23 protein-coding genes and 1 tRNA gene are annotated in these 23,044 nt (G+C 55.7%); 11 read left to right on the forward strand and 13 right to left on the reverse strand.

What is annotated here, in order from left to right:
• Positions 1-19 precede the first annotated feature (19 nt).
• Positions 20-1,207: a uroporphyrinogen-III C-methyltransferase gene (gene cobA / locus L881_RS12945; RefSeq protein WP_025732876.1), complete on the forward strand. Its 1,188-nt coding sequence runs from the start codon at positions 20-22 to the stop codon at positions 1,205-1,207.
• Between the two features lie 34 nt (positions 1,208-1,241).
• Here the strand turns inward: cobA and L881_RS0106410 are convergent, their stop codons facing one another.
• Both L881_RS0106410 and L881_RS0106415 read right to left on the reverse strand, forming a co-directional pair.
• Positions 1,242-1,460 carry a hypothetical protein gene (locus L881_RS0106410; RefSeq protein ID WP_025732877.1) on the reverse strand — a complete coding sequence of 73 codons (219 nt, stop codon included), beginning with the start codon at positions 1,458-1,460 and terminating at the stop codon, positions 1,242-1,244.
• A gap of 31 nt (positions 1,461-1,491) precedes the next feature.
• Positions 1,492-1,848: a hypothetical protein gene (locus tag L881_RS0106415; RefSeq protein ID WP_025732878.1), complete on the reverse strand. Its 357-nt coding sequence runs from the start codon at positions 1,846-1,848 to the stop codon at positions 1,492-1,494.
• A gap of 538 nt (positions 1,849-2,386) precedes the next feature.
• Between L881_RS0106415 and L881_RS0106425 the strand changes: the two genes are divergently transcribed.
• Positions 2,387-3,727, forward strand: coding sequence for an MFS transporter (locus tag L881_RS0106425; protein WP_025732880.1), 1,341 nt, complete (start codon positions 2,387-2,389; stop codon positions 3,725-3,727).
• A gap of 299 nt (positions 3,728-4,026) precedes the next feature.
• Positions 4,027-5,646, forward strand: coding sequence for a dihydroxyacetone kinase subunit DhaK (locus L881_RS0106430; protein WP_025732881.1), 1,620 nt, complete (start codon positions 4,027-4,029; stop codon positions 5,644-5,646).
• Between the two features lie 87 nt (positions 5,647-5,733).
• Here the strand turns inward: L881_RS0106430 and L881_RS0106435 are convergent, their stop codons facing one another.
• On the reverse strand, positions 5,734-6,663 hold the full coding sequence (locus L881_RS0106435) for a bestrophin family protein (protein WP_025732882.1): 930 nt from the start codon (positions 6,661-6,663) through the stop codon (positions 5,734-5,736).
• 573 nt (positions 6,664-7,236) lie between these two features.
• Here L881_RS0106435 and aroE point away from each other — a divergent pair.
• From aroE to L881_RS0106455, 4 genes are all read left to right on the forward strand, one after another.
• A complete protein-coding gene (gene aroE / locus L881_RS0106440; protein ID WP_211238899.1) occupies positions 7,237-8,025 on the forward strand; it encodes a shikimate dehydrogenase in 789 nt (262 codons plus the stop codon).
• Between the two features lie 79 nt (positions 8,026-8,104).
• A complete protein-coding gene (locus L881_RS0106445; protein WP_084055423.1) occupies positions 8,105-8,722 on the forward strand; it encodes a cupin domain-containing protein in 618 nt (205 codons plus the stop codon).
• A 433-nt stretch (positions 8,723-9,155) separates the two neighbouring features.
• On the forward strand, positions 9,156-9,395 hold the full coding sequence (locus L881_RS13750; protein ID WP_156926512.1) for an EexN family lipoprotein: 240 nt from the start codon (positions 9,156-9,158) through the stop codon (positions 9,393-9,395).
• 204 nt (positions 9,396-9,599) lie between these two features.
• On the forward strand, positions 9,600-10,127 hold the full coding sequence (locus L881_RS0106455; RefSeq protein WP_025732885.1) for a type 1 glutamine amidotransferase domain-containing protein: 528 nt from the start codon (positions 9,600-9,602) through the stop codon (positions 10,125-10,127).
• Between the two features lie 226 nt (positions 10,128-10,353).
• Here the strand turns inward: L881_RS0106455 and L881_RS0106460 are convergent, their stop codons facing one another.
• From L881_RS0106460 to L881_RS0106485, 5 genes are all read right to left on the reverse strand, one after another.
• Positions 10,354-11,532, reverse strand: a complete 1,179-nt coding sequence (locus L881_RS0106460) for a M20 aminoacylase family protein (protein WP_025732886.1) — start codon at positions 11,530-11,532, stop codon at positions 10,354-10,356.
• 33 nt (positions 11,533-11,565) lie between these two features.
• Entirely contained in the window at positions 11,566-12,870 is a 1,305-nt protein-coding gene (locus tag L881_RS0106465; protein WP_025732887.1) for an MFS transporter, read from the reverse strand.
• 58 nt (positions 12,871-12,928) lie between these two features.
• Positions 12,929-13,054 carry a hypothetical protein gene (locus L881_RS14050; protein ID WP_281172172.1) on the reverse strand — a complete coding sequence of 42 codons (126 nt, stop codon included), beginning with the start codon at positions 13,052-13,054 and terminating at the stop codon, positions 12,929-12,931.
• A gap of 768 nt (positions 13,055-13,822) precedes the next feature.
• Positions 13,823-14,428: a hypothetical protein gene (locus L881_RS13755; protein WP_156926513.1), complete on the reverse strand. Its 606-nt coding sequence runs from the start codon at positions 14,426-14,428 to the stop codon at positions 13,823-13,825.
• 758 nt (positions 14,429-15,186) lie between these two features.
• Positions 15,187-15,271, reverse strand: a tRNA-Leu gene (locus L881_RS0106485).
• Positions 15,272-15,389: 118 nt separating this feature from the next.
• Between L881_RS0106485 and L881_RS12950 the strand changes: the two genes are divergently transcribed.
• Positions 15,390-16,127 (forward strand): ComF family protein, encoded by a 738-nt coding sequence (locus L881_RS12950; protein WP_034578777.1) that lies wholly within the window; start codon positions 15,390-15,392, stop codon positions 16,125-16,127.
• On the opposite strand, the gene L881_RS0106495 is transcribed toward L881_RS12950, so the two are convergent.
• On the reverse strand, positions 16,124-16,303 hold the full coding sequence (locus L881_RS0106495) for a hypothetical protein (RefSeq protein WP_025732891.1): 180 nt from the start codon (positions 16,301-16,303) through the stop codon (positions 16,124-16,126). The genes L881_RS12950 and L881_RS0106495 overlap by 4 nt on opposite strands.
• Before the next feature lie 307 nt (positions 16,304-16,610).
• Between L881_RS0106495 and L881_RS0106500 the strand changes: the two genes are divergently transcribed.
• From L881_RS0106500 to folE, 3 genes are all read left to right on the forward strand, one after another.
• Positions 16,611-16,847: a hypothetical protein gene (locus L881_RS0106500; RefSeq protein ID WP_025732892.1), complete on the forward strand. Its 237-nt coding sequence runs from the start codon at positions 16,611-16,613 to the stop codon at positions 16,845-16,847.
• Positions 16,848-16,872: 25 nt separating this feature from the next.
• On the forward strand, positions 16,873-17,856 hold the full coding sequence (locus tag L881_RS0106505) for a serine/threonine protein kinase (RefSeq protein WP_025732893.1): 984 nt from the start codon (positions 16,873-16,875) through the stop codon (positions 17,854-17,856).
• Positions 17,857-17,998: 142 nt separating this feature from the next.
• Positions 17,999-18,559: a GTP cyclohydrolase I FolE gene (gene folE / locus L881_RS0106510; protein WP_025732894.1), complete on the forward strand. Its 561-nt coding sequence runs from the start codon at positions 17,999-18,001 to the stop codon at positions 18,557-18,559.
• A 262-nt stretch (positions 18,560-18,821) separates the two neighbouring features.
• Here folE and purH read toward each other — a convergent pair whose 3' ends face one another.
• The 4 genes from purH to prmA form a co-directional block, all read right to left on the reverse strand.
• Positions 18,822-20,408: a bifunctional phosphoribosylaminoimidazolecarboxamide formyltransferase/IMP cyclohydrolase gene (purH, locus tag L881_RS0106515; RefSeq protein ID WP_025732895.1), complete on the reverse strand. Its 1,587-nt coding sequence runs from the start codon at positions 20,406-20,408 to the stop codon at positions 18,822-18,824.
• A gap of 105 nt (positions 20,409-20,513) precedes the next feature.
• Positions 20,514-20,816: a DNA-binding transcriptional regulator Fis gene (gene fis, locus L881_RS0106520; RefSeq protein ID WP_025732896.1), complete on the reverse strand. Its 303-nt coding sequence runs from the start codon at positions 20,814-20,816 to the stop codon at positions 20,514-20,516.
• Complete coding sequence (gene dusB / locus L881_RS0106525) at positions 20,813-21,814, reverse strand: tRNA dihydrouridine synthase DusB (RefSeq protein WP_025732897.1); 1,002 nt, start codon at positions 21,812-21,814, stop codon at positions 20,813-20,815. Before dusB ends, fis begins: the two co-directional genes overlap by 4 nt.
• A gap of 206 nt (positions 21,815-22,020) precedes the next feature.
• Positions 22,021-22,932: a 50S ribosomal protein L11 methyltransferase gene (prmA, locus tag L881_RS0106530; protein ID WP_025732898.1), complete on the reverse strand. Its 912-nt coding sequence runs from the start codon at positions 22,930-22,932 to the stop codon at positions 22,021-22,023.
• Positions 22,933-23,044 lie beyond the last annotated feature (112 nt).

Below are 23,044 nucleotides of genomic sequence, written 5' to 3' on the forward strand. Positions count from 1 at the left end.
TTCATGCAGGGAGCCACTAATGGCCCAGGACGTTATTACCTCGCTAGGCTTTTTCGATCTTCACCTGTTTGGTGGCGGTCGTGATGCACTGGCGCTGGCTGAGCGGCTGGGGCCGGTGTCGCTGTGCCTGCATGCCGATTCACTGTGCGGTGCTCTCCAGCAGCTCATGGACGCGCAGGGCTGGGCGCGTGATGCGCGCACGCCACAGGCGCTGAAGGGCCAGTGCTGGCTGATCGCCTCGGGTGCCGAGCAGCACGACAGCGAGCTGGTACGTCAGGCGGAAGCGGCCGATATCGCTTTTTATGCGCCGCGTTTTGCCGAGCGCAGCACGCTGAGACTGCCGCTCAATGTCTCTGTGCCGACTGCTCAGGCCAACACAGCAAGCGGTTCCTTCACTCGTGGTCATGTCAGTCTGGTGGGGGCTGGGCCGGGAGATCCTGAGCTGCTGACGCTCAAAGCGCTCTCGCGCCTGCGAGAGGCCGAGGTGCTGATTCATGACCGTCTGGTCAGTGAAGAAGTGCTCGCACTGGCTCCGCCGGAGGTGAAGCGCTTTTACGTGGGCAAGGCGCGTTCCCGGCACAGTGTCCCCCAGGAAGGTATCAATCGGGCGCTGGTCGAATGGGCGCAGGCAGGCTATCGGGTCGTGCGTTTGAAGGGCGGTGATCCGTTCATGTTTGGCCGTGGTGGCGAAGAGCTTGAGGAGCTGGCCGATGCGGGTATCGAGTTTGATGTGGTGCCCGGGATCACTGCTGCCCTTGGCGTAGCGGCTTATTCTGGCATTCCCTTGACCCATCGAGACTATGCGCAATCGGTACGCTTTGTGACCGGCCATTTGAAGAATGGCAGTGTCGATCTCGACTGGAATACGCTGACCGCGGCAGGGCAAACGCTGGTGTTTTACATGGGGTTGGGCAGTCTGGCGACCATCGTTGAACAGCTTGTTGCCCATGGTGCCGAGCCTGCCACCCCCATTGCACTGGTGGAGCAGGGCACCACCGCACGCCAGCGCGTACATTGCGGCACTCTGAATGACATTGTGGCTTCACTGGCTGATGTAACCATTGCGCCGCCCACGCTGATTATCGTGGGGGGCGTAGTAGAGCTTTATTCAAGACTTCACTGGTTTGACCAGCAGCGCGCCGCTAGCCTTGGGTGGCAGCATGGCAAACACGCCTCCCCGCTTGAGAAGGCCGATAAAGGTCTTTGATCCTCTTGAACGCAATACCGCGGTCAGGCAGTGATTAGCCGATACCGAATATCGCCTTGAAACTGCTCTCTGCCATAAAGGCGCTGAGGGCGACGACAACCGGGACCATCATCAGTACTGTGATGGTGATGTACCATTGCAGCTCTTCGTGACGCACGATCTTGCGATAACGATGCTGCTTGACCCCCGGCCCGTTGCGTAACAGTCGCAAGTGCCTTCTGGCGCGCATGTCGAACATTGCTCGTTTGAACATGAATTAATTCTCTTGCGTGGGTACTGGCTTATCAGCGTACACGGCTGTCACTTGAGCGTGTGGAAGTAGCGCTGGAAGGCTGGGTCGGCTGAGCCATTTGTTGGCGCGTTTGCTGAACCCGCTGATTGGAGCGCTGTAGCTGCTGCGTGCGCTGACTACGCTGTGTCGTGCTGTCCGTTGAACGCAACCGGCTGGCATTGCTCTGATTCATGAACTGCTGCTGGCGTGCCTGATTGTACTGCATGCTGCGGCTGCTCTGCTGAGCGCTGCGATTGGCCTGATTGGCAATGGTATCGTTGCTGGCGGTTTGGGCGAGTACGCTGCCACTGCCGATGGTCAGGGCGAGAGCGGTGCTGATAGCCATCAGCCGAGAGTGAAGCAAAGACATGATCTTCTCCTTGGCAACATGATTGCCGCGAGTGAATGAGCTCATGATACCGCGCTGTTGCCTGAGTGTCCTCTCTGTGTGGCGGGCAACGCAAGGCGCTGGCGTATTCAGCCCGGCAACTTTAGGGAAGAACGTAAAAAAATGTGGTGAGTTCTGAAACTTTTTGTCTCAGATCAGGTCAATTTAACTGCAAGATTCCTTCTGGGTATATTAGGCTCCTTGGTCTTCAAGGGGCCTCTCTTTTTTGTACTCCTGTCACTCTCCTGTCTGATATTTTCTGCTTTCCATGACTCTCTGATGCTGTCCAGCTTCAGTGCCTTTCTCGTGCGTTGCTGAAAGAGAGCGAATGCTGTCATTTGGCTATATCCCGATGCTCTCTGGCTGGAAATGGGAAGGGATCGGTAGACCCAAGCATTAATTCTATCGGTTTGACTACTCGCCTTTAGGCGAATCTCCTGAGATAGCAAAATGTAGTAACGTGGTCGATCGCCCGTAATGGGGCGCTATATAACAACGCACATACGCTAGAGCCTGATTGATGACTACCCCGATATCCAACACGAGTGAACGGCCCCCTGAGACGCGCACCCTGCGACGTTCCGTTTCAAATACCCTCAAGGGGTCCGTCGGTAACCTGATCGAATGGTACGACGTTTACGTCTATTCGGTGTTCGCGATCTATTTCGAGCAGCACTTTTTTGCTCCGGGCGAAAAGAATTCCACCATCTATGTCTGGGCGATTTTCGCCGCCACCTTTTTGATGCGCCCGATAGGGGCCTGGTACTTTGGCCGCTTTGCTGACCGTCACGGGCGACGCAAAGCGCTTACGCTGTCGGTCATGGTGATGGCGGCCTGCTCCTTTGTGATCGCCCTTGCGCCCACTGCCGCCACCATTGGTTCCGGTGCGGCGCTGGTGCTGCTGGCGGCGCGCCTGGTGCAAGGTTTTGCGACCGGCGGTGAATACGGTACCAGTGCTACCTATATGTCGGAGTCGGCGATCAAGGGCTGGCGCGGTTTTCTCTCCTCCTTCCACTATGTCACGCTGGTAGGCGGGCAGGTATTGGCACAGGTGGTGCTACTGGTGATGCTGCTCTGCTGCGACGCCGAGCAGGTATCAAGCTGGGGCTGGCGTGTCGCTTTCGCCATCGGTGGATGTGGCGCGATTGCAGCCTTCATGCTCCGGCGCAGCATGGATGAATCCCTCTCGTCAGAAGCGGGAGAGGATCAGCACAAACGTTCGCAAGGCTCCATGCGCGAGCTGCTCGTCAATCAGTGGAAGCCGCTGCTGATCTGCTTTTTGGTGACCGCTGGCGGTACCATCGCGTTTTACACCTACTCGGTCACCGGCCCGCGTATTATTCAGGGCAACTTTGCAGGCGACAGCAAACTCGAAGGCACGGTCATTAATCTATTTGTGCTGGTGCTGTTGATGGTGCTGCAACCGATTGGCGGTGCGCTTTCCGATAAGGTGGGGCGTAAAGCGCTGCTGGTCTTCTTTGGTACTGGCGGTGTGCTCTATACCTGGTACCTGTTGACGGCGCTGCCTGAAAAGAATACCTGGCTGTCAGCCTTCGTGACCCTGGGCATCGGTTTTGTGATTCTTACCGGTTACACCTCGATCAATGCGTTGGTGAAAGCCGAGCTGTTCCCGGCCCATGTGCGTGCCCTTGGGGTTGGCTTTGGCTATGCGGTTGGTAACTCCGCCTTCGGTGGTACTGCGCCGCTGCTTTATCAGGCGGCAGTCAGCACCCAGCACCTGAACGCCTTCATTATTTATGCGACCGCTATCATGGCGGTGTCGCTGGTGGTGTACATCTTCTTTATCAAGGACAGTAAAGAGAGTTTGCTGGATGTGCAGCACAACACACCGCGCCATTAGCCTTCAAGAACGCTTCGGCTCGGTAAATGAGTAAACAGGAAAGCGGCGCGCGAGCGCCGCTTTTGCTTGGTGACGTGCGTCGTTGCTCAGTGCCTTGTGCGAGAACGTTCGTGTGTGGGCTGCGTTTTATGTAGGCGACAGTCGCTATCGCGCCATAAAGCGGGCAGCGAGCGCTAATGGATTGACCAGTCTCGGAAGTGGGCCAATGGTCGGGCTTTACACCTGCCAGAGCTGGCAGCCAGGATTTAACGAATTCGTTTGATTGATGTTGATTACCAGAATCTTTAATGGAGTGCTGCATGACCTCTTTCCTCGATAATACGCCCGATATGGTGGGCGCTGTGCTGGATTGCATTCTGCTTTCGCCGGAGCTGATAGAGCTGCCCACCGAAGGCGGTGGCCGTGTCGTGCTGCGTAACGATTGGAGCAGCGATAACGGTCAGGTCGCGATCCTTTCAGGAGGAGGCGCGGGGCATGAACCGGCGCACGCCCGTTTTATTGGGCCAGGCATGCTAACCGGCGCGATTGTGGGAGACCTGTTTGCCTCGCCAAGCGTGGGGGCCGTCGAAAGCGCCATCGAAGCAGTGACTGGTGAAGCAGGGTGCCTGCTGGTGGTCAAGAACTACACGGGAGATCGACTCAATTTCGGCCTGGCCGCCGAGCGCTGTCGCGCCAAGGGACTGAACGTGGAAGTGGTGCTGGTCGGTGATGATGTGTCGCTTGAAGGGATGCAGCACCCGCGCGGCCTGGCCGGTACCGTATTGATCCACAAGATCGCCGGTTTTTGTGCCGGTCAGGGAGCGTCGCTGGCAAGCGTTGCCCAGTGCGCGCGCGATAGTGCGCAACAGCTACGGACGGTGGGCCTTGCGCTGGCCCCGGCACAGCTTCCCGGGCAGGCAGCGCACGCGCAACAGCCCGCGCTGGGACTGGGCATTCATAACGAGCCGGGAGCGCGTAATACCAGCGTCACCTCGGCTCAGGATGCCATCAGGCAGGTAGTCGATGCCCTTGATCTTCCGCAGGAAGAGGGGAAATGGATCGTTGCGGTCAACGATCTGGGCGGATGCTCTCCGCAGGAGCGAGAGCTGCTGGCAGGTGCGCTGGTGGCCGAGCTGGGGCACGCCACTATCGACCTGTTGATTGGCCCCGCGGTCATGATGAGCGCGCTGGGCATGCACGGTTTCTCGGTCACGGTGCTGCCCAGCACCCCCGAGCTGATCGAAGCACTCTCGGCGCCGGTTACTGTGAGCGCCTGGCCTGGCGGTATCTCTCCCCATCAGCCCCAGCGCATGGAGGAGCACAGGCAGCACAATGCCGATGTGGCGAGCGATTGCCCGCGTGATTCTGCTACTGAAGCTGGGCTGAAACGGGTGGCCGATACCTTGATCGAGCACATGGATCAACTGAATGAGCTGGATGGCTATAGCGGCGATGCCGATGCAGGCAGTACCTTTGCCGCAGGTGCCAAAGCCCTTTTGGAAGCGCTTGACCGCGAGACGCTGGGCAGCGGTGACAGGGCGACGCTAACGGCTCAACTGGCGACACTGCTTGAGCACAGCATGGGCGGCTCCAGCGGCATTCTGCTGTCGATGCTGTTTACCGCCGCCAGTGCATCCCTCAACCAGAGGGAATCACTGCCTGCCGCGCTAGCCAAAGGCATTGAGAAAGTCACCTTCTACGGCGGAGCGCGCGAGGGGGATCGCACCATGCTCGACGCGCTGATTCCTGCGGTAGAAGCATTACAGCAGGGCCAGTCCCTCAAGGAGGCAGCGCACGCAGCCCAGCAAGGGGCTGAAAATACTGCCCACCTCAAGGCTAATGCGGGCAGGGCTGCCTATGTGCCGGAGGAGGCTCAGAAGGGGCATATGGACCCCGGTGCCCGGGCCATTGCGCTGATTTTTGACGCATTGGCGCGCTAGGGCAGAGAGCGTAAGCGATCAATGCAACAGGAGTGACCGCTTACGCTTAAGTACCAATTGGAGAGCAGCCCATTCACCCCATCAGGGCTAGTTCAATATGTACTTCTCTCCCGGGATGGGCGCCGGAGCTTCCAGCGGGCTGTCGATCGCCTGAAGGGTCTCTATTTCCAACTGCCGCGTCATGGTATCAATTGCGAGGCTATTGTTTTCACGGCTAAAGGGTGAAGCCAGCTCTTCGGAGAGCGCATCGAAGCCAAAGAACGTATAGGCCACCAGCGCGGCAAGAATAGGTGTGGCACTGCCGATGGAAGCTACAATTCCCCAGGGCAAGAGCACGCAGTAGGCATAGGCCGTGCGGTGCAGCAGTAGCATGTACGCAAAGGGAATGGGCGTAGTGAGAATGCGTTCGCAGGCGCAGTAGTCTTCAGAAAGCTGATTGAGGCAACGGTTGATATCTCGCAGCGATGTGCTGTCAATCAGCCCCTGCTGATGCCATCTTCCCAGTTCCTGCCCCATGATCTGCAAAATGCCCACCGCCTTGTTGGTGCGCTTTTCCAGCAAGTCATTATCGTCCGGCGAAAGATAACGCGCGCTCTCGAACTCGTTGTGTTGCTGACGAAGGCGGTGATTCACTGCATGGATGAAGGCGATGTTGAGATGCGCGATCCTCTCCCTGCATGCGTGGCTGACCTCATCTTCGGTGCAGAAAAACGTATTCATCTGTCGATTCAGATTACGGCTTGAAAACATGAGCGACCCCCACAGTTTTCGGCCTTCCCACCACCTTTCGTAGCTGGCGTGATTCCTGAACCCCAGAAACAGTGACAGCGAAATGCCCAGTAACGTAAACGCGGTCACACTGGAAATGGAAAACAGCTCGGGATAGTAGCGGTGCAGCACTACTGCAAGTATCGCCAGCGCCAGAATCGCGGCCACCTTGGGAAATGTCTTGGGTATGATCGACCCTTGAACGACAAAGAAAAGGCGCCAGAATCCCGGATTTTCGCGTACGACCATTTGCAGTAGCTCCCCATTTGAAAACGGTGTTGTAAAAAGTGCCTCGATTATGGCCCTGGCGCGCCGAACAATCCAATGGCACCTCGCTGCTGGCAATAGGGAAGTCATGTACGCATTCAAGTGCCACGCTGACAAAGAAGGGCGAAGAAACGTGGGGTCTGGTGCTGATGAGAGGAACGGTTATTCGGTGTAAGGCTTATCACGGGAAAGGGTTTAAATGGCTTGAAGCAGGTCGTTCTTATGAGATTTGGCAGATAACAGCGTCGATCTTCCGGCATAAGATATTTCTTCCTCCAGAAAATTCATGGCAACGCAAGGCAGGATCGTGAGAGGGTGAATGGGTATACCCCATGACGAAAGTCATATGGAGGATACCGATGTGATTAATTTATATTTAAGAAGGGCTTTTTTCGACATTTGTTTGTGCTCGGAAGGGGGCCTGGTGGGGGCCGTCGATATAGGCTTCCCCTGAGGCCCTTGCGAAAGAGGCATTAAAGCCCGTACATTTTTTTTAACCCTGTCTTGCCGGAGGTATTCATGCCTAGCTCAATTCCCGCCCTTTGCGGGTCTATCATGGGTAGTCCTTTCTCCCTTAGTGCTCGCATTCACAATGCCGCTTATCAGGCACTGGGGCTTGATTACACCTTTGTCTGTTTTGGCGTTGATGATCCCGAAGCGGCCGTGGCTGCCATTCGCACCCTGGGCATCCGAGGCTCCAACGTTTCCATGCCCTACAAGCAGGCTGTTATCGAACACCTTGATGAGTTGACCGAGCCTGCTCGGGCCATCGGTGCCGTGAACACCATCAATCACGTTGATGGCAGGCTGATTGGCTACAACACCGACTATATCGGTGCCATTCGTGCCTTGAAGGAAGCCGTTGATCCGCGCGGCAAGCGCGTAGCGGTACTGGGCGCCGGTGGGGCGGCTCGCGCCATTGTCTATGGCTTGGTCAATGAAGAAGCGACGGTGACCGTTTTCAACCGCACCGCCGATAAAGCCAAGGCGCTGATCGAGGATTTCGATGCCAGCTACGGTGGCGACTTCGATGCGTTTAACGCCGATGATTTTGATGTGGTCATCAACGCGACGTCCATCGGATTTCGTGCCCCTGACCAAACGCCTTTGGAAGCCTCACAGCTTGCGTCTCATCTGGTGGTCATGGACGTGGCCTTTATTCCGTCACGCACCCGTTTCATCAAGGAAGCAAATGGTATCGGTTGCACTACCGTCGCCGGTACGCGCATGATGATCCATCAATCCTGTGGGCAGGTAGAGCTGTATACGGGGGTGGATGAAGCGCCCTTCGATACGATGCAAGCGGCCATGCTTGACGAGATCGAGCGCACCGAAAGCGCCTGATCTTCGGGAGTCTCCCGAGGTACGGCAATACCGCTCATTTGTCGAATTATTCAGCACATAATGATCTGGAGGAGAAAACATGCCAATTCAAACTGGACGACGTCACTTCCTCATCGGTGCAGGTGCCGTCCTTGGAGCAACGGTCATGACGGGTAATTCACTGAATGTACTGGCGGCTCAGAGCGGGGATGTCTCAGCCGACCATTTTATGCTGACCGCCCATGACTGGGTGCCCAACAACGCCCATCTGCCGGTGCTACAGTATCAGGGCGCAATCACGCGCCCGCGCGACGGTATGGACCTTGCTTCCACCATGGAGCAGATATTTAACGAGAACGGTTGGCCTCCCCAGTGGCGTTGGGGCATTTACCCCTTCCACCACTACCATACCGAAGGCCACGAAGTGCTCGGCGTATTTGCGGGCGAGGCTCAGGTGATGCTCGGCGGCCCCGGTGGGCGTACCGTCACCATGAAAAAGGGTGATGTCGTAGTGCTGCCAACCGGCACAGGGCACCGCTGCCTTCAGGCGTCGGATGATTTCCAGGTGGTGGGCGCCTACCCTCCCGGAGAGCACGCCGATATCAATCGCAGTGCCCCGGATGAGGCGATGAAGGAGCGTATTCGTACCACGAGCTTCCCTAACAGTGATCCGGTGACTGGTGAAGGCGGGCCATTGACGCGCCTGTGGCAAAGCTGATCGTGATCACGGGAATATCGCCAACGAGCAGCTTGCGCATTTCATAAGCCTTGATGGAAGCGAGTGATTTTATAGCTCGCATAATCATGAGCGAATGAGAGCGCAGCGTCAGCGTTATTGCGTTCTATAGGGGCTGGGCAGGCATCCATTCCGAGACCTTTTGAGATGATCTCGGCATGGGGCACTGCTCAGCCCCAGCTTATGTTGATTATGATACTTCGATAGCCCCAGCAGTAGATTGGCTCGACTAACATCAAGAAAGGGATTCAGGATTTACACGAACGAATCCAGACAACGCTAACGGTCGAAATATTCGCTTGGACGCTATTAGCAATTCGTAATACAGACAGGCGCAGACTGATCGTGCCTCATTAGATCAAACGCTATAGAGCGTCAGGTATACCGATAAAATCAGTGTTCAATTGAGGTAAATATGAAATATTTTACGGCAGCAATTTCTGCAACCCTTATGCTGGTTTCCTTGAGCGGATGTGGAAAATCAGGGCATGACGTGGCTTATTACAATCAGCATCCAGATGAGCGCAAGCAGCGGTATGATGAATGCAGAAATGATGCCGCCGAAGAAGAGACTGCTGATTGCCAGAACGCTATAAAATCAGAGCTTGATTATCGAGCAACAGGTATACCTAACAAACCTGAATTTAGTCGCTAAGATACATAAAATATGGCTGATTCAAGCGGCTACTAAATCATTGCACTGCTCAGCCCCAGTATTCACTGGCAGAAGGGGGCTTCGATGCTCCTTCCTTCCTTCCTTTCTTCCCATTTCCCGAGATATGTATGCGCTCCCATTGAAATTCCTGCTGCCCGCTACCACGGTATAGGGGACAGCAATCAATGTGCATGGAGGTACAGGATGTCTCGTAGAATCGCCTTTGTCGCCACGAATGGTGTAGAAGAAGTCGAATTTGTTCAGCCTCGTGACGCTATCCGTAATGCGGGTGGTGAGGCCGTGCTGGTGTCTCCCGTTGAGGAAATCCAATCCCTGAATGGTGATATCGAACCTTCTGCCAAATATAAAGCGGACCTTGCTGTTGCTGACGCCAACCCCGATGATTTCGATGGTCTGGTGCTGCCAGGGGGCACCGTCAATGCCGATACGCTGCGTATCGACAAGGAAGCGCTGGCGTTCATCAAAGCCTTCATGGATGCAGGAAAGCCCATCGCCACCATCTGCCACGGTGCCTGGACGCTGGTTGAACTGGATGTATTGAAGGACCGTACCCTCACTTCCTATCTCTCTATCAAGACCGATATTGAGCGCGCAGGTGGTCACTGGGTGGATGATGAATTCGTTCAGGATGGCAATCTTGTCAGCTCCCGCGATCCCAACGACTTGCCAGCATTTAACAAGGGCATCGTGAGCTTCTTTAAACTGGCGTGATGTTGTTTCTGGAATTGTTTCTGGAATAAGAAGATAACTGGCGCTATTTACATATCTTCTCTGCTATGGGCATAAGTGAATAAGCCCGGTAAACAAAGAGGCCCCATTCATTAGAATGGGGCCTCTTTTGCGATTGACTGCATGCGCGTTAAATACGCGAAATTCACTCTGGAAATAGTGCTGCTCAGGCAGATGACCCAGAGCGATTATCGCAGCGCCAGAATGCTCACGAACGCTTCAGATAACGCTCTACCAATGCCGCCCAGTAGATCGCGCCAGTGCCAATGTTCTGGTCATTGAATACATAGCCTGGATTATGTAGTGAAGCGCTATCGCCGTTTCCAACGAATAGGTAACTGCCCGGTACTTTCTCCAGCATGTAAGCGAAGTCTTCACTGGCAGTAATGGGGTCGCTGGTTGCAACATTGCTCTCACCAAAAAGCTCAATGGCCAACTGTTGGGCAAACGCGGTCTGTTCTTCATCATTGACCAGCACCGGATAGCCGCGCTGATAGTCAACTTCAGCGGTCGCGCCAAAGCTTTGCGCCTGCTGCTGGCATAGCGTGGTGATGCGCTCTTGCAGCAGCTCGCGTACCTCAGCAGAAAATGCCCGAATGGTCAGCTCCATTTCAACGCTATCGGGGATGATGTTGCTGGTGCTGCCGCCATGAATGCTGCCAATGGTAACGACAGCCGCTTCCAGCGGAGGCACATTGCGGGAGACAACCGTTTGCAGCGCGGTAATCAGGGAGCCGGTAGCGGCAATGGGGTCCACGCTCAAGTGCGGTACCGCGCCATGGCCGCCACGGCCAATAATGCGCACAATGGCAGTATCGGAAGAAGCCATTCCTGGCCCTGCGATAAAGTTCATCTTGCCTACCGGAATGCCGGGGATGTTATGCAAGCCAAACACCGCATCGCACGGAAAGCGTTCGAACAGGCCATCCTCGATCATCTTCAGGCCGCCGCCGAGACTTTCTTCCGCAGGCTGGAAAATAACGTGCAGAGTGCCATCGAATTCACCATGCTGCGCCAGATAGCGAGCCGCTGTCAGCAGCGTGGTGGTGTGCCCATCGTGACCACAGGCATGCATAACGCCGGGATTGGTGCTGACATAATCGTGGTCAGCCGTTTCGGTAATAGGGAGCGCATCCATATCGGCGCGAATACCGATGGTGGCATTGCCATCACCACGCTTTAACGTACCCACCACACCTGTACCACCCAGGCCCCGATCAACGCTATAGCCCCATTCGGCAAGAAGATTGGCCACTATATCGCTGGTGCGCTGCTCCTGATACCCGAGTTCAGGGTGGCGATGGATATCACGACGCAGAGCCACCATCTCAGGAAGAAACTCGCTGATGCGTGATTGGATGGAGGTGAATGAAGAAGTCACATTCATGATCAAGCCTATTATCTGAGGGTGTAAAAACGTTTAATCGTAGTGACGCTCACGAAATGCAAGGCAGGCAAACAGGCCGATAAGCAGCATGATAATCAAATACCAGGCCGGCGAAAGCGGGTTATCGGTTATCTGCAAGAGCCACGTAACAATAAACTGTGCCGTGCCGCCGAAGATGGCGACGCCTAGCGCATAGGTCATGGCAAGTCCTGTTGCACGCACCGGGCGGGGCAGGGATTCAATGATCAGCAGAATGCCGGAAGTCATGTTGAACCCAAGCGCAGCAATAATCAGCAGACGCAACACAAACGCCAGCCATAGCGTCGAGCCTGAATCAATCAGGGCGAAACTTGGATACACCAACAGAATGGCAATGATAAGGGAGCCGATGACAAACGGTTTGCGGCGCTTGAACCTGTCTATCAGCAGGCCGGACGCAATCCCTGAAAGCGTTAGCATGAGACTGACCATGATGCTCATGACATAAGAAAGTGTCGATGAAAGATGGGAGACATTCATCATATAGGTCGGCATATAAAAGAGCATGATATAGGTCAGCAGAGTGGCCGTCATGATAATGGCGAGGCCCAGAATGAACTGCGGCAGGTGATTGCGTATAAATTCCGCGACCGGATTATGGACGACCTCTTGTTTGCCATGCTGCTGATGAGTGCCGAAGGTTTCATCAATATTACTGCGAATGTACAGCCCGACAGGGATAATCAGCAGACCAATCAGAAAGGGCAGACGCCATCCCCAGGCGTAGAGCGCATCATGAGGAAGGAAGGTGGTAAGCAGAGCACCACAGGTGGAGCCGATTACGGAGCTAAGCCCTTGGGTGGAGACCTGCCAGCTTATATAAAAACCACGTTTGCCCGGCCCGGCTGATTCCATTAACAGCGCGGTAGAGGCACCGATTTCACCACCGGCTGAGAAGCCTTGCAAAAGACGCCCAACAAGAATGAGGCAAGGAGCGATAATACCAATCTGCGCATAAGTGGGGGAGAGCGCAATAATGGATGTTCCTAACCCCATTAATACAATGGTGAGCAACATCGCTGCCTTGCGCCCGGCACGGTCTGCATAGGAGCCTAATATCATGCTTCCCAGTGGGCGCATGACAAAGCCCACGCCAAATACCCCGACGGCCATCAGCAGCGAGCCATACGGGGTGCTGGAAGGAAAATATTGGCTACCAATAATAGTGGCGAAAAAGCTGAAAACGGTGAAATCGAATATTTCGAGGGTGTTTCCGAGACTTGCGGCTGCAATCAGCTTGGCCTGTTTGCGTCGAGACTCAGGCCCGGGAGCTGAAGAGGCGGATGCTACTGAAGACATGGCGTATTTCTCAATGCTGTATTGTTATGGGGTAGAAAAGCGCTGCTGCTGGAAGATGTTATGCACTTTTATTGTGTTCCTGACCGGCAGAGGGAGCGGGGCGATCCCATGGAGCTATCCCTTGTAGTCCCGCTTTTACCGCCTGGCGGTAGCGGATGGTGCCGCGATCCGCTACAAATGGCATCAAGTTCCCCAGCGCTCATATGCTTCTTCGAACAGGGCCGCAATACGGCCAGCTCTTCGAACAAACCGTTTATGCAAGGCAAATGGCATTGCTGTCGCTCTGCCTATGTCGCCTGCATTCACTTCGCTACTCTCGATACCAGCGCCATTATGTAGCACTCGATACAGCCCCTGACGTTCAAGCAGATCATGCTTTGTTCAGGGTAATTGGCGTAGACCACGCATCAGCGGGCTACATCCGGCAGCTTATGAATTTCTTGCACGAAATCATGACAGTACACGTTAACTGGGCGCAGTGGAATGGGTAGGGAGCGGCAATCCTGAATTTCATGTGATTGCTATCAACGCCTCCCGCCATATCGCTTTCAATGGCGATACGAGGAACCAGGCGGTGCTGAGGGTTATGGCCGTTTATGGCGTAATGTGGCGCGGGTTATTCCTGATTCTGTTCTTAACGCTGCTAGAGCCAATGCGCAGCAGACGTTGAACAGGCACGTGCAGCGTCATGGTTATTACCCGCTGCCATAACGGTCTTTCTTGGGATGTATCAGGAAGTCACCGTATAAACGAATGCCGAGAGTGAATAAAAAGTATAGGTTAATATCAATATTACTCGGCTGTTTTAATATTATTTATCAGGTTGAAATAATCTGTTCGCTATTGAATATTGAGTGGGTAATGCTCTGCTTTATTATCAGGTTCGGTGGCCGCATCGGCGACCACCAGTGAAGTGCGGAAAGTGGCACAAAATTTATTTACAGGTTTTCTGTTACTGTGCTTGTGACTGCTGTTGCCACTCCTGCTGCAACTCCTGTTTCCGTTGTTGCAACTTTTGTTGCAGCTCCTGTCTCTGCTGTTGCTGCGCTTGCTGCTGATCTTTCCACTTCTGTTGCAGATCCTGCTTCTTCTGCTGTTGCGCTTGCTGCTGGTCTTTCAGCTTCTGTTGCTGGTCTTTCAATTTCTGTTCCTGCTCTTGCTGCCGGTCTTTCAACTTCTGTTGCAGGTCCTGCTTCTTCTGTTGCTGGTCTTTCAATTTCTGTTCCTGCTCTTGCTGCCGGTCTTGCAATTTCTGCTGCAAATCCTGCTTCTTCTGTTGCTGTTCTTGCTGCCGGTCTTGCAACTTCTGCTGTAAATCCTGCTTGGTCTGTTGTTGTTCTTGCTGCTGCTCCTGTTTCCGCTGCTGCCATTGCTGTTGCAGACCCTCTTTCTGTTGCTGCCATGTCTGTTGCAATGCCTGCTTCTGCTGTTGCTGCGCTTGTTGCCACTGGTTCTCGGCATGAGCCGCCGATGTGCTTAAAACAAGCGCGGCAAACATGATTCCCTTTGAAACATTTCCCATAAAACTAACTCCCAAACCTGAATACGTAGTATTCATTGTTCCCCTCAAGAAACCACTTAAGGGCATTACCTGATGAAAATGGATTAACTTGCTGGCGTGCGATAGAACCATTGACCTGGTAGCTACGCTTAAAACCGCATCATCCCTATGCTACACCATCACGCCACGGGCTTTTAACTTCGCCCGCGGTTGGTGCTGCCATAACGAACATACGACCACATCAATGAGGTGGCAGTTCCCTCGCATCGTTATCCAAGAGCCTACCGCTCTGGGTGACAGGCATTTGCCGCGCAATTTAAAGGTGTTTTAGCACTGTCAAGAGGGGCGGGTGCTGTATCTCTTCTTGAGATCAATATCGACGGCCCTTGTCCATGATCCACCAGACCCATTCTCTAGCACGGAGAGAAGGCTGCTTCAGTTCTGTTATTGCGACGAGCATTTTGGGAGCCTGTTCAACGTATGCTGCTCAATGGGGCTTTTGTACCCGATGCCCGATATTGTTCATAAAAGAAGCATATTTCGGTAAACCTGTAATATTCCAAAGCGGAATACCTACAGATGATATATCGGCATTCCTATATAGCAGCGCTGATAATAAGAAAGTATTGCGGCGATCAGGTGGAGGCTTCATTCGGCTTGCGGTGAATAACCGAACTTTGGGTGTACATATAGGTGTACAAGGAGAGTGATTATAACCACGCTATGAAGGCGAACAACAGCGGACTAGAAAATGGCTTGAGATGCGGTGCTGCGGGGGATTCACGGACAATGACGAACATCAGCGAACTAAAGAGTGGTGCCGACCGAGAGACTCGAACTCTCACACCATAAGGCACTAGAACCTAAATCTAGCGTGTCTACCAATTCCACCAGGTCGGCGCGTTGCGCATTATGCCTATCCGTATGGGCGAGTGCAAGGCGGATTTTGCTAACAGCCTAAATTCATTTCCTTTTCTGCCGAAACGCTCTCTCTATGAACAATGAAAATGAGGGCGTCATGAAGCTGTTTGGATGGCATGAACGTGTACTGCTGCGCTGGTTGCCGGGGTTTTGTCCGCTTTGTCGAGGGCGGGCGATAGTGGGGCTGCCGTGGTGTGAACGCTGTTATAGGGCGCTGCCGCGTAACGATCATGCTTGTTGGACATGTGCGGTGCCGTTGGCCGCATCTGAGGGGGAAGAGAAGGAGTGCCCGCGCTGTCAGGTAATGCCTGGGCTGCTGCACCAATGCTGGGTGCCGCTGGTACTGCAAAATGAAGTCGAGTGGCTGGTGCGACGTTATAAAAGCAGCGGCAATTTGCATGCGGGGCGGCTGCTTCTGGAGCTGGTGTTAACCGTGTTGAGCACAGCATCAGCGGGCCAACGCCTGGACGCGCTGTGGCAGTGCGAAGCGATCATGCCGGTGCCACCGGATATTATCCGCCAGCGACAGCGCGGTTTCGATCACGTAGAGTGGCTGGCCGTGCGTCTGGCGAAGGCGTTGGGGAAGCCGCTAATCACGGCAGAAAGACGCTACAGCGTGGGCAGTCAGCGAGGCTTGCGGCGCGAGGAGCGCTGGCGCAATATCAGCGAGCTTTTTGTGGTGAACGAGGCGGTGCCCGCTCGCGTGCTGCTGTTTGATGATGTCATGACAACCGGTGCCACTTTGGAAGTTCTGGCGCGTGCCTGTTTTGACGCGGGAGCTGAGTGGGTCGGTGGCCTGGCGCTGGCACGAACGCCTTCCGCCAGGCGTCGCTAGGTGGTGTGCTTGCCCCGCTTGCGGCGATTGCGCGCATGGCGGGTGGAGGGGTGGGGGAATATCCAGAATTTCCCTACTATCAGCATCACCACTACAAAAATGGCCAGGGCCGCTCCAATATAAGGGAGCACGTGCATGAGCCACTCAACCGGCGCTTGAGAATCGGCGACGATCATCGACTACTCCTTGAAACAGTACGTGCCGATGTAGGCACTGTGCGAATGCTGCTACGTTATTGTGTAGAACGGCTCTCCCGCGAAATCGGTCTGTGCCGGTGCGTTTTTGGAGAGTGTTCCGAACGGCTGCGGGGAAATGTCGAGCAGCCGAGCGATGACGAAGTCTACCGGTAACAAAAAGCGACGTCGATGCCCAGAGTCCTCGTAGGGTTATCTGAGCGCCCAGTGAAGTGAACCAACCGCAGCGGGTGAGTATGATATTAAGAATATCCAGGGAAAACGATGGCAGAAGGAGGTGCGGGAGACAATGCTGACGCTTCCTTCTGCCATAGGCGCTTTGCTGGTGCTGGCAGCGCTAGTGGTTACTCTGCTGAGCTGGGGGCGCTGGCATCACCGGAATGGTTGCTGGTGGCCGTGCGCTGAGTCGCAGACGCAGCGGCTCTCCTTCGCCCGTGAAGTGAAAGCTGCCGCCTTTATCGCCTTTGCCGTGGCGATCCTCATCACAATGATCCTTCATTACCGCCTTGGTGCTGGGCTACACTGAGGCTTTTGCACGCTAGGGCTTGTTCATGGCTTCTCTATCCCCTCCGTTCTCCGACCTGAACCCATCACGTATAGTGCGCGCCATCGAAGAAGTCGGCTTTCGTATCGGCTCAGAACCTTTCGCGCTGAATAGCTACGAAAATCGCGTCTACGCCTTCCGTGATGAAGATGCGACGCCATGGATTGCCAAGTTCTATCGTCCGGCACGCTGGAGCGACGCCGCCATTGGCGATGAGCACCGTTTGCTGGGGCAGCTTACCAGCGCCGGTGTGCCGGTAGGGGACGTATGGCGCAATGCGCAGGGTGAAAGCCTGTTTCATGTGGAAGATCAGCGCCTGGCGCTGTTTCCGCAGCTACGAGGCCGTGCTCCTGAGTTGGACAATATGGAGCAGCTTTTTGCGTTGGGGCAAACCATTGGTCGCCTGCATGCCGCCAGTGCATCGCTCTTGCTGCCCCATCGTCCCCATTTTGATGCCGCCTCCCAGTGTCGCGAAAGTCGCGACACTGTGCTGGCAAGCGGACGTTTGAGCGGCACCACTCGCGAGGATTATGCCGCTGTTTCCGATGCGATTGTGAATACGATCAGCAAGCTGTCGCTGCCCAAGGTGGCGTCCATTGCGGTACATGGCGATTGCCATCCGGGCAATATCCTGGGCGATGGCGAGCATTTTGCGCTGGTTGACTTCGACGACTGCGGCTACGCCCCTGCGGTGCAGGATCTATGGATGTTTTTGAGTGAGCATCACGAGCAGGATACGCAGGCGCAGCTAGCCGAATTGATCGAAGGCTATGAAGAGTACCGTGACTTCGACCGCCGTGAACTGGCATGGATTCCGCTGCTGCGTATCTGCCGCCTGATGCGTCACAGCGCGTGGATTCTCAACCGCTGGCATGATCCCGCCTTCCCCCAGGCATTTCCATGGGTGGAGTCGAGCGATTTCTGGCGCGATCATGTGCGTGCGCTGGAGGTGCAGCGGCTTAATCTGCAACAGCCTCAGTGGTTGGCATAATGTCTTTAGGGAGGGCTGTGCGCGGAAAAGTGGGCCAGTGTGTCCGAAAAGGACGAAATCAGCTAGAATGCGGTCGTCATTGTGCTCGGCCACTGCGCTCAGTAGTCGCCGCACCTATCCGCTTTTTCGTTTGGAAGTATTCATGAGTGACAATTTTCTGGCGGGCCATTACCGCGAGATTTTGAGCAACATCGGTGAGGATCCGCAGCGTGAAGGGCTGCTCGACACTCCGGAACGTGCTGCCAAGGCGATGCAATATCTGACCTGTGGCTACCAGCAGTCCCTTGATGAGATCGTTAACGGCGCAGTGTTTTCATCCGCCAGCGATGAATTGGTGGTGGTCAAGGATATCGAGCTTTACTCCCTCTGTGAGCACCATATGCTGCCCTTTATTGGCCGCTGTCATATTGGCTACATTCCGCAGGGCAAGGTGCTGGGGCTGTCGAAGTTTGCGCGCATTGTCGATATGTATGCACGCCGTCTACAGATTCAGGAAGAGCTGACGCGCCAGATCGCCACGGCAGTTGAAGAGGTGACGGGTGCTGCCGGCGTGGGCGTTATTGTTGAAGCGCGCCATATGTGCATGATGATGCGCGGTGTTCAGAAGCAGCACGCCAGCATGAAAAGCTCGGTAATGCTGGGCAGCCTGCGCAGCGATCCCGATAGCCGCCGCGAATTTCTTGGTATGGTTGGTAACAGCTGAGAAGAAGAGTGCCGAGTATTTTACGAGAGCTATAACGAGAAGCAGCCGCGACCCATTGGGGTGGCGGCTGCTTTTTTATTTGCTTGAAAGCGGGGAACTCGCTGATATTCGTCTGAATGTCATCCCACCCCGACCGACGGTTTATCCCCGCCTATGCGGGGAACTCCTGACCAGATCGCCGAACGTTGAAACGTCCTCCGGTTTATCCCCGCCTATGCGGGGGAGCCATCAATACCTCCCCCGCATCCATGGCAAATATGGGCTAGTGGCGGAAGTGGCGCATACCGGTGAAGACCATCGCGATACCCGCTTCATCCGCGGCCTGGATTACTTCCTCATCGCGAATCGAGCCGCCGGGCTGAATCACCGCGCTGATACCCGCTGCTGCGGCGTTATCAATACCATCACGGAAGGGGAAGAAGGCGTCGCTCGCCATGACGGAACCCGCGACTTCCAGCCCTGCCTGCTCTGCCTTGATAGCGGCGATGCGCGCTGAATTAACACGGCTCATCTGTCCTGCGCCCACGCCGATGGTTTGACGCTCCTTGGCGTAGACAATGGCGTTGGACTTCACGAACTTGGCTACCTTCCAGGCAAAGATCAGGTCGTGCAGCTCGCGCTCGGTGGGGGCGCGTTTGGTGACTACCTGTAGCTCGTCGGCAGTGATCATGCCAATATCGCGACTCTGGACCAGCAGGCCGCCGTTAACGCGCTTGTAATCCCAGCCAGCGCTGCGTTCAGCGGGCCACTCGCCGCACTCCAGCAGGCGCACGTTTTTCTTGGCAGCGACGGCATCGCGTGCGGCCTGGCTGACGCGGGGGGCAATGATCACTTCGACGAACTGTTTGGCGACGATCGCTGCGGCAGTATCACCGTCCAGTTCGCGGTTGAAGGCGATAATACCGCCAAAGGCTGATTCAGGATCGGTGGCAAAGGCGCGCTGATAGGCCGTTAGAATGCCGCCTTCGCTGTCGGGAACCACGGCAACACCGCAAGGGTTGGCGTGTTTTACGATTACGCAGGCCGGCTTGCTGTAGGCTTTTACACACTCCAGTGCGGCGTCGGTGTCCGCGACATTATTGTAGGAGAGCGCCTTGCCCTGTAGCTGTTGAGCGGTGGCAATGGAGGCTTCTTTAGGTGCTGCTTCGGCATAAAAGGCAGCGCTCTGGTGCGGGTTTTCACCGTAGCGCATCTCTTCACGCTTCACGAAACGCTCGCCCCAGGTGCGCGGGAATTTTGCCTCTTCACCTTCGACCTTGCGCCCCAGATAGGCGGCAATGGCGGCGTCATAGCCGGCGGTGTGTTCAAACGCCTTCACGGCGAGATCGAAACGTAGCGCATGATCGACGCCGCCTTCCTGATCGGCCAGGGCCTGAATAACGCGAGAATAGTCGCCGCTATCAACCACAATGGTGGTGAAGGCGTGGTTTTTGGCGCAGGCCCGCACCATGGTCGGTCCACCGATATCAATGTTTTCGATGGCATCCTCAAGGCTGCATTCGGGGTTGGCGACCGTGCGTTCAAAGGGATACAGGTTAACCACCACCATGTCGATGGGGCCGATGTCGTGCGCCTTCATTACCTCGTCATCCTGACCGCGACGAGCCAGAATGCCGCCATGAATCTTCGGATGCAGGGTCTTTACACGGCCATCCATGATCTCGGGAAAGCCAGTGTAGTCGGAGACTTCGCGTACCTGAATGCCTTCGCTGGCGAGCAGTTTATAGGTGCCGCCGGTCGATAGCAGCTCTACACCACGTTCGGTAAGCGCGCGGGCCAGGTCAACAATGCCGGTTTTATCGGAAACGCTGAGCAGCGCGCGGCGGATAGGGGTAATGGAAGAACTCATGCAAGACTCTTTGGATGGGTGAAGGGAGCAGGCGTTCCGCTGGTGAGCGGGTCAAGGTCAAACCAATGAAGGCGAAACCTGAGTGGGCTTCGCCTTCCTGATGCGTTAGAGCAATCCGTACTGCTTCAGTTTCTTTCTTAACGTGCCACGATTCAGCCCCAGCATCTGGGAGGCGGCGGTCTGGTTACCGTTGACATGCTCCATCACGCTTGCCAACAGCGGTGCCTCGACCTCGGTAATAACCATCTGGTAGAGATCGCTGACGCTTTCACCGTCAAGGTGGGTAAAGTAGCGATCCATGGTCAGTGCTACCGTTTCGCGCAGTGTCATGCACTCGCCCTGCGGGTGATGAGAAGGCGTTTGCGCGATAGCCTCGTGGGGCTGGGGAATAGTGATTCGTTCATTCATTGGAGCGTACTTCCGTCGGGCGTATGCAGCGACGTTTGGTCAAAAAAGTGATCGAGAAAGTCGAGCTGAGCTTGTTTGTGATCGAGGGTATTGAAGGTGGCGCGAGCCTCGCGTCCCTCCGCCAGAGTGCTGAGATACCACCCTACGTGCTTGCGCGCGACGCGCACGCCCATGAAATCACCATAGTGCTCGTGCAGGGCATTCAGGTGATGGCGCATGGTGGTCAGGCGCTCCTCATGGCTGGGCGGCGCAAGCTGCTCGCCACTGCTCAGGTAGTGCTGTATCTCACGGAAAATCCACGGATTCCCTTGCGCAGCACGGCCAATCATCAAGCCATCGGCACCGGTATAGGCGAGTACCTGGGCGGCCTTGGCGGGAGAGTCGATGTCGCCATTGGCGATCACCGGAATCGTGACGGCCTCTTTGATGGCGCGAATGGTGTCATATTCCGCCTCACCGACAAACTTCTGTTCGCGGGTACGGCCATGTACGGCCAGCGCCTTGATTCCGAGGGATTCAGCGAGCTGCGCGATACGCACGCCGTTGCGGCTATCGCTGCTCCAGCCGGTACGGATTTTCAGGGTAACCGGTACGCTGACCGCCTTGACCACGGCGTCGAGAATCTCGCCCACCAGCGCTTCGTCGCGCAAGAGTGCCGAGCCTGCGGCCTTGTTACACACCTTTTTGGCCGGGCATCCCATGTTGATGTCGATGATATCGGCGCCGTGCTCGGCATTGGCACGAGCGGCATCTGCCAGCATGTCGGCATCACCGCCGGCAATCTGCACGACCCGTGGCCCGCTTTCACCACGGTGATCAAGACGCAGCCGCGACTTTGGAGTGTGCCACAGACGACGGTCGGAAGTGAGCATTTCCGATACGGTGATACCCGCTCCCAGCGCCTTGCAAAGCTTGCGAAACGGGCGGTCGGTAACGCCTGCCATGGGCGCCAGCAATAGACGATTTTCGAACTGGTGAGAACCAATTTGAAAGGGCATGAGGTATCCGCGAGCCGCTTCGACAGCAGTGTTGATTTAAGGGGGGCTTATGATAGCGCCAAGTGGCGGGCAATTGAAGGCGCGTCGCGACCAAAGTGATCAAAAAATATTCAATATGAGCAGAGGTCTTGAACAGAGGCCAACACGTCGTTTGCGGCGTCGAAGCGCGGGCAACGCAGCGCTGGCCTTGCTTATCAATGACTTAATCAGCCTGGGGCATGTCCACTGACACGCACCCATCCTTCACGGGTAGCAATATCGTCAATAATCAGGCCCTGCTGCTGATAGGCTTCGGCCAGACCGTCAGCCTGGTTGGCAAGAATGCCGGAGAGTGCAAAACGTGCTCCCGGTGCCATGCGTGAAGCAAGCGTAGGGGCTAGTTCAACCAGCGGCCCGGCCAGTATATTGGCGACCACGATGGCGTACTGATGCTGTGGCTCGTGTTCGGGCAGGGCAACTTCCAGCCGCTGCTCGTCGATGCCGTTACGCTCGGCGTTGTCGCGGGTTGCCAGCAGTGCCTGCGGGTCGATATCGACGCCCTGCGCGAAGTGCGCCCCCAGTTTCAGCGCGGCGATAGCCAGAATGCCCGAGCCACAGCCGAAATCGAGTACCTCGCTCTCGTGCATCTCGCCTTCCACGGCCAGGCTATCCAGCCACTCAAGACACAGCGCTGTGGTGGGGTGGGTGCCGGTACCGAACGCGAGTCCTGGGTCGAGCATCAGATTCACGGCATCGGGGTCGGGGGCATCGGTCCAGCTCGGGACAATCCAGAGCTTCTGGCCCATTTTCAAAGGCTCGAAGCCATCCATCCACTCACGGCTCCAGTCCTTGTCCTGAAGTACTTCATATTCGATCTCGGGGCAGGGGGAATCCGGCTCTACCGCACCCCAGCCGGCGCGAACACGCTCCAGCATGGCCTCGATGCCTTCCAGATCATCGTAGAGCCCCGTCAGTACCGTTTCGGCCCACAGGGGAGTTGTGCCCAGATCTGGCTCATAGAGAGGGCGGTCTTCTGCATCTTCGAAGGTAATGGCCTGGGCGCCTTCATCGAGCAGCAAGGATTCGAGGGTTTCTGCATAGGAAGGAGCAACGCGCGCCTTGAGCTGTAGCCATGCCATGAAAGTAGTCCTGATTGCGTTGGGAAGTGAATGAACAGATAGCGATAAAGAGTGCGAGAGGGTGGCGTATCACGGATGTAGACACAAGCCACATGCGGTGAAAACAGACCGG

Origin of the sequence: Carnimonas nigrificans ATCC BAA-78, from assembly GCF_000526695.1 — a bacterium.
GTDB classification, from domain to species: domain Bacteria; phylum Pseudomonadota; class Gammaproteobacteria; order Pseudomonadales; family Halomonadaceae; genus Carnimonas; species Carnimonas nigrificans.

Excerpts from the sequence above, each read along its gene's own strand:
- cobA (WP_025732876.1), top strand. The coding sequence starts at position 20 with ATGGCCCAGGACGTTATTACCTCGCTAGGCTTTTTCGATCTTCACCTG.
- L881_RS0106410 (WP_025732877.1), bottom strand. The coding sequence starts at position 1,460 with ATGTTCAAACGAGCAATGTTCGACATGCGCGCCAGAAGGCACTTGCGA.
- L881_RS0106415 (WP_025732878.1), bottom strand. The coding sequence starts at position 1,848 with ATGTCTTTGCTTCACTCTCGGCTGATGGCTATCAGCACCGCTCTCGCC.
- L881_RS0106425 (WP_025732880.1), top strand. The coding sequence starts at position 2,387 with ATGACTACCCCGATATCCAACACGAGTGAACGGCCCCCTGAGACGCGC.
- L881_RS0106430 (WP_025732881.1), top strand. The coding sequence starts at position 4,027 with ATGACCTCTTTCCTCGATAATACGCCCGATATGGTGGGCGCTGTGCTG.
- L881_RS0106435 (WP_025732882.1), bottom strand. The coding sequence starts at position 6,663 with ATGGTCGTACGCGAAAATCCGGGATTCTGGCGCCTTTTCTTTGTCGTT.
- aroE (WP_211238899.1), top strand. The coding sequence starts at position 7,237 with ATGGGTAGTCCTTTCTCCCTTAGTGCTCGCATTCACAATGCCGCTTAT.
- L881_RS0106445 (WP_084055423.1), top strand. The coding sequence starts at position 8,105 with ATGCCAATTCAAACTGGACGACGTCACTTCCTCATCGGTGCAGGTGCC.
- L881_RS13750 (WP_156926512.1), top strand. The coding sequence starts at position 9,156 with ATGAAATATTTTACGGCAGCAATTTCTGCAACCCTTATGCTGGTTTCC.
- L881_RS0106455 (WP_025732885.1), top strand. The coding sequence starts at position 9,600 with ATGTCTCGTAGAATCGCCTTTGTCGCCACGAATGGTGTAGAAGAAGTC.
- L881_RS0106460 (WP_025732886.1), bottom strand. The coding sequence starts at position 11,532 with ATGAATGTGACTTCTTCATTCACCTCCATCCAATCACGCATCAGCGAG.
- L881_RS0106465 (WP_025732887.1), bottom strand. The coding sequence starts at position 12,870 with ATGTCTTCAGTAGCATCCGCCTCTTCAGCTCCCGGGCCTGAGTCTCGA.
- L881_RS14050 (WP_281172172.1), bottom strand. The coding sequence starts at position 13,054 with ATGCCATTTGTAGCGGATCGCGGCACCATCCGCTACCGCCAGGCGGTA.
- L881_RS13755 (WP_156926513.1), bottom strand. The coding sequence starts at position 14,428 with ATGAATACTACGTATTCAGGTTTGGGAGTTAGTTTTATGGGAAATGTT.
- L881_RS12950 (WP_034578777.1), top strand. The coding sequence starts at position 15,390 with ATGAAGCTGTTTGGATGGCATGAACGTGTACTGCTGCGCTGGTTGCCG.
- L881_RS0106495 (WP_025732891.1), bottom strand. The coding sequence starts at position 16,303 with ATGATCGTCGCCGATTCTCAAGCGCCGGTTGAGTGGCTCATGCACGTG.
- L881_RS0106500 (WP_025732892.1), top strand. The coding sequence starts at position 16,611 with ATGCTGACGCTTCCTTCTGCCATAGGCGCTTTGCTGGTGCTGGCAGCG.
- L881_RS0106505 (WP_025732893.1), top strand. The coding sequence starts at position 16,873 with ATGGCTTCTCTATCCCCTCCGTTCTCCGACCTGAACCCATCACGTATA.
- folE (WP_025732894.1), top strand. The coding sequence starts at position 17,999 with ATGAGTGACAATTTTCTGGCGGGCCATTACCGCGAGATTTTGAGCAAC.
- purH (WP_025732895.1), bottom strand. The coding sequence starts at position 20,408 with ATGAGTTCTTCCATTACCCCTATCCGCCGCGCGCTGCTCAGCGTTTCC.
- fis (WP_025732896.1), bottom strand. The coding sequence starts at position 20,816 with ATGAATGAACGAATCACTATTCCCCAGCCCCACGAGGCTATCGCGCAA.
- dusB (WP_025732897.1), bottom strand. The coding sequence starts at position 21,814 with ATGCCCTTTCAAATTGGTTCTCACCAGTTCGAAAATCGTCTATTGCTG.
- prmA (WP_025732898.1), bottom strand. The coding sequence starts at position 22,932 with ATGGCATGGCTACAGCTCAAGGCGCGCGTTGCTCCTTCCTATGCAGAA.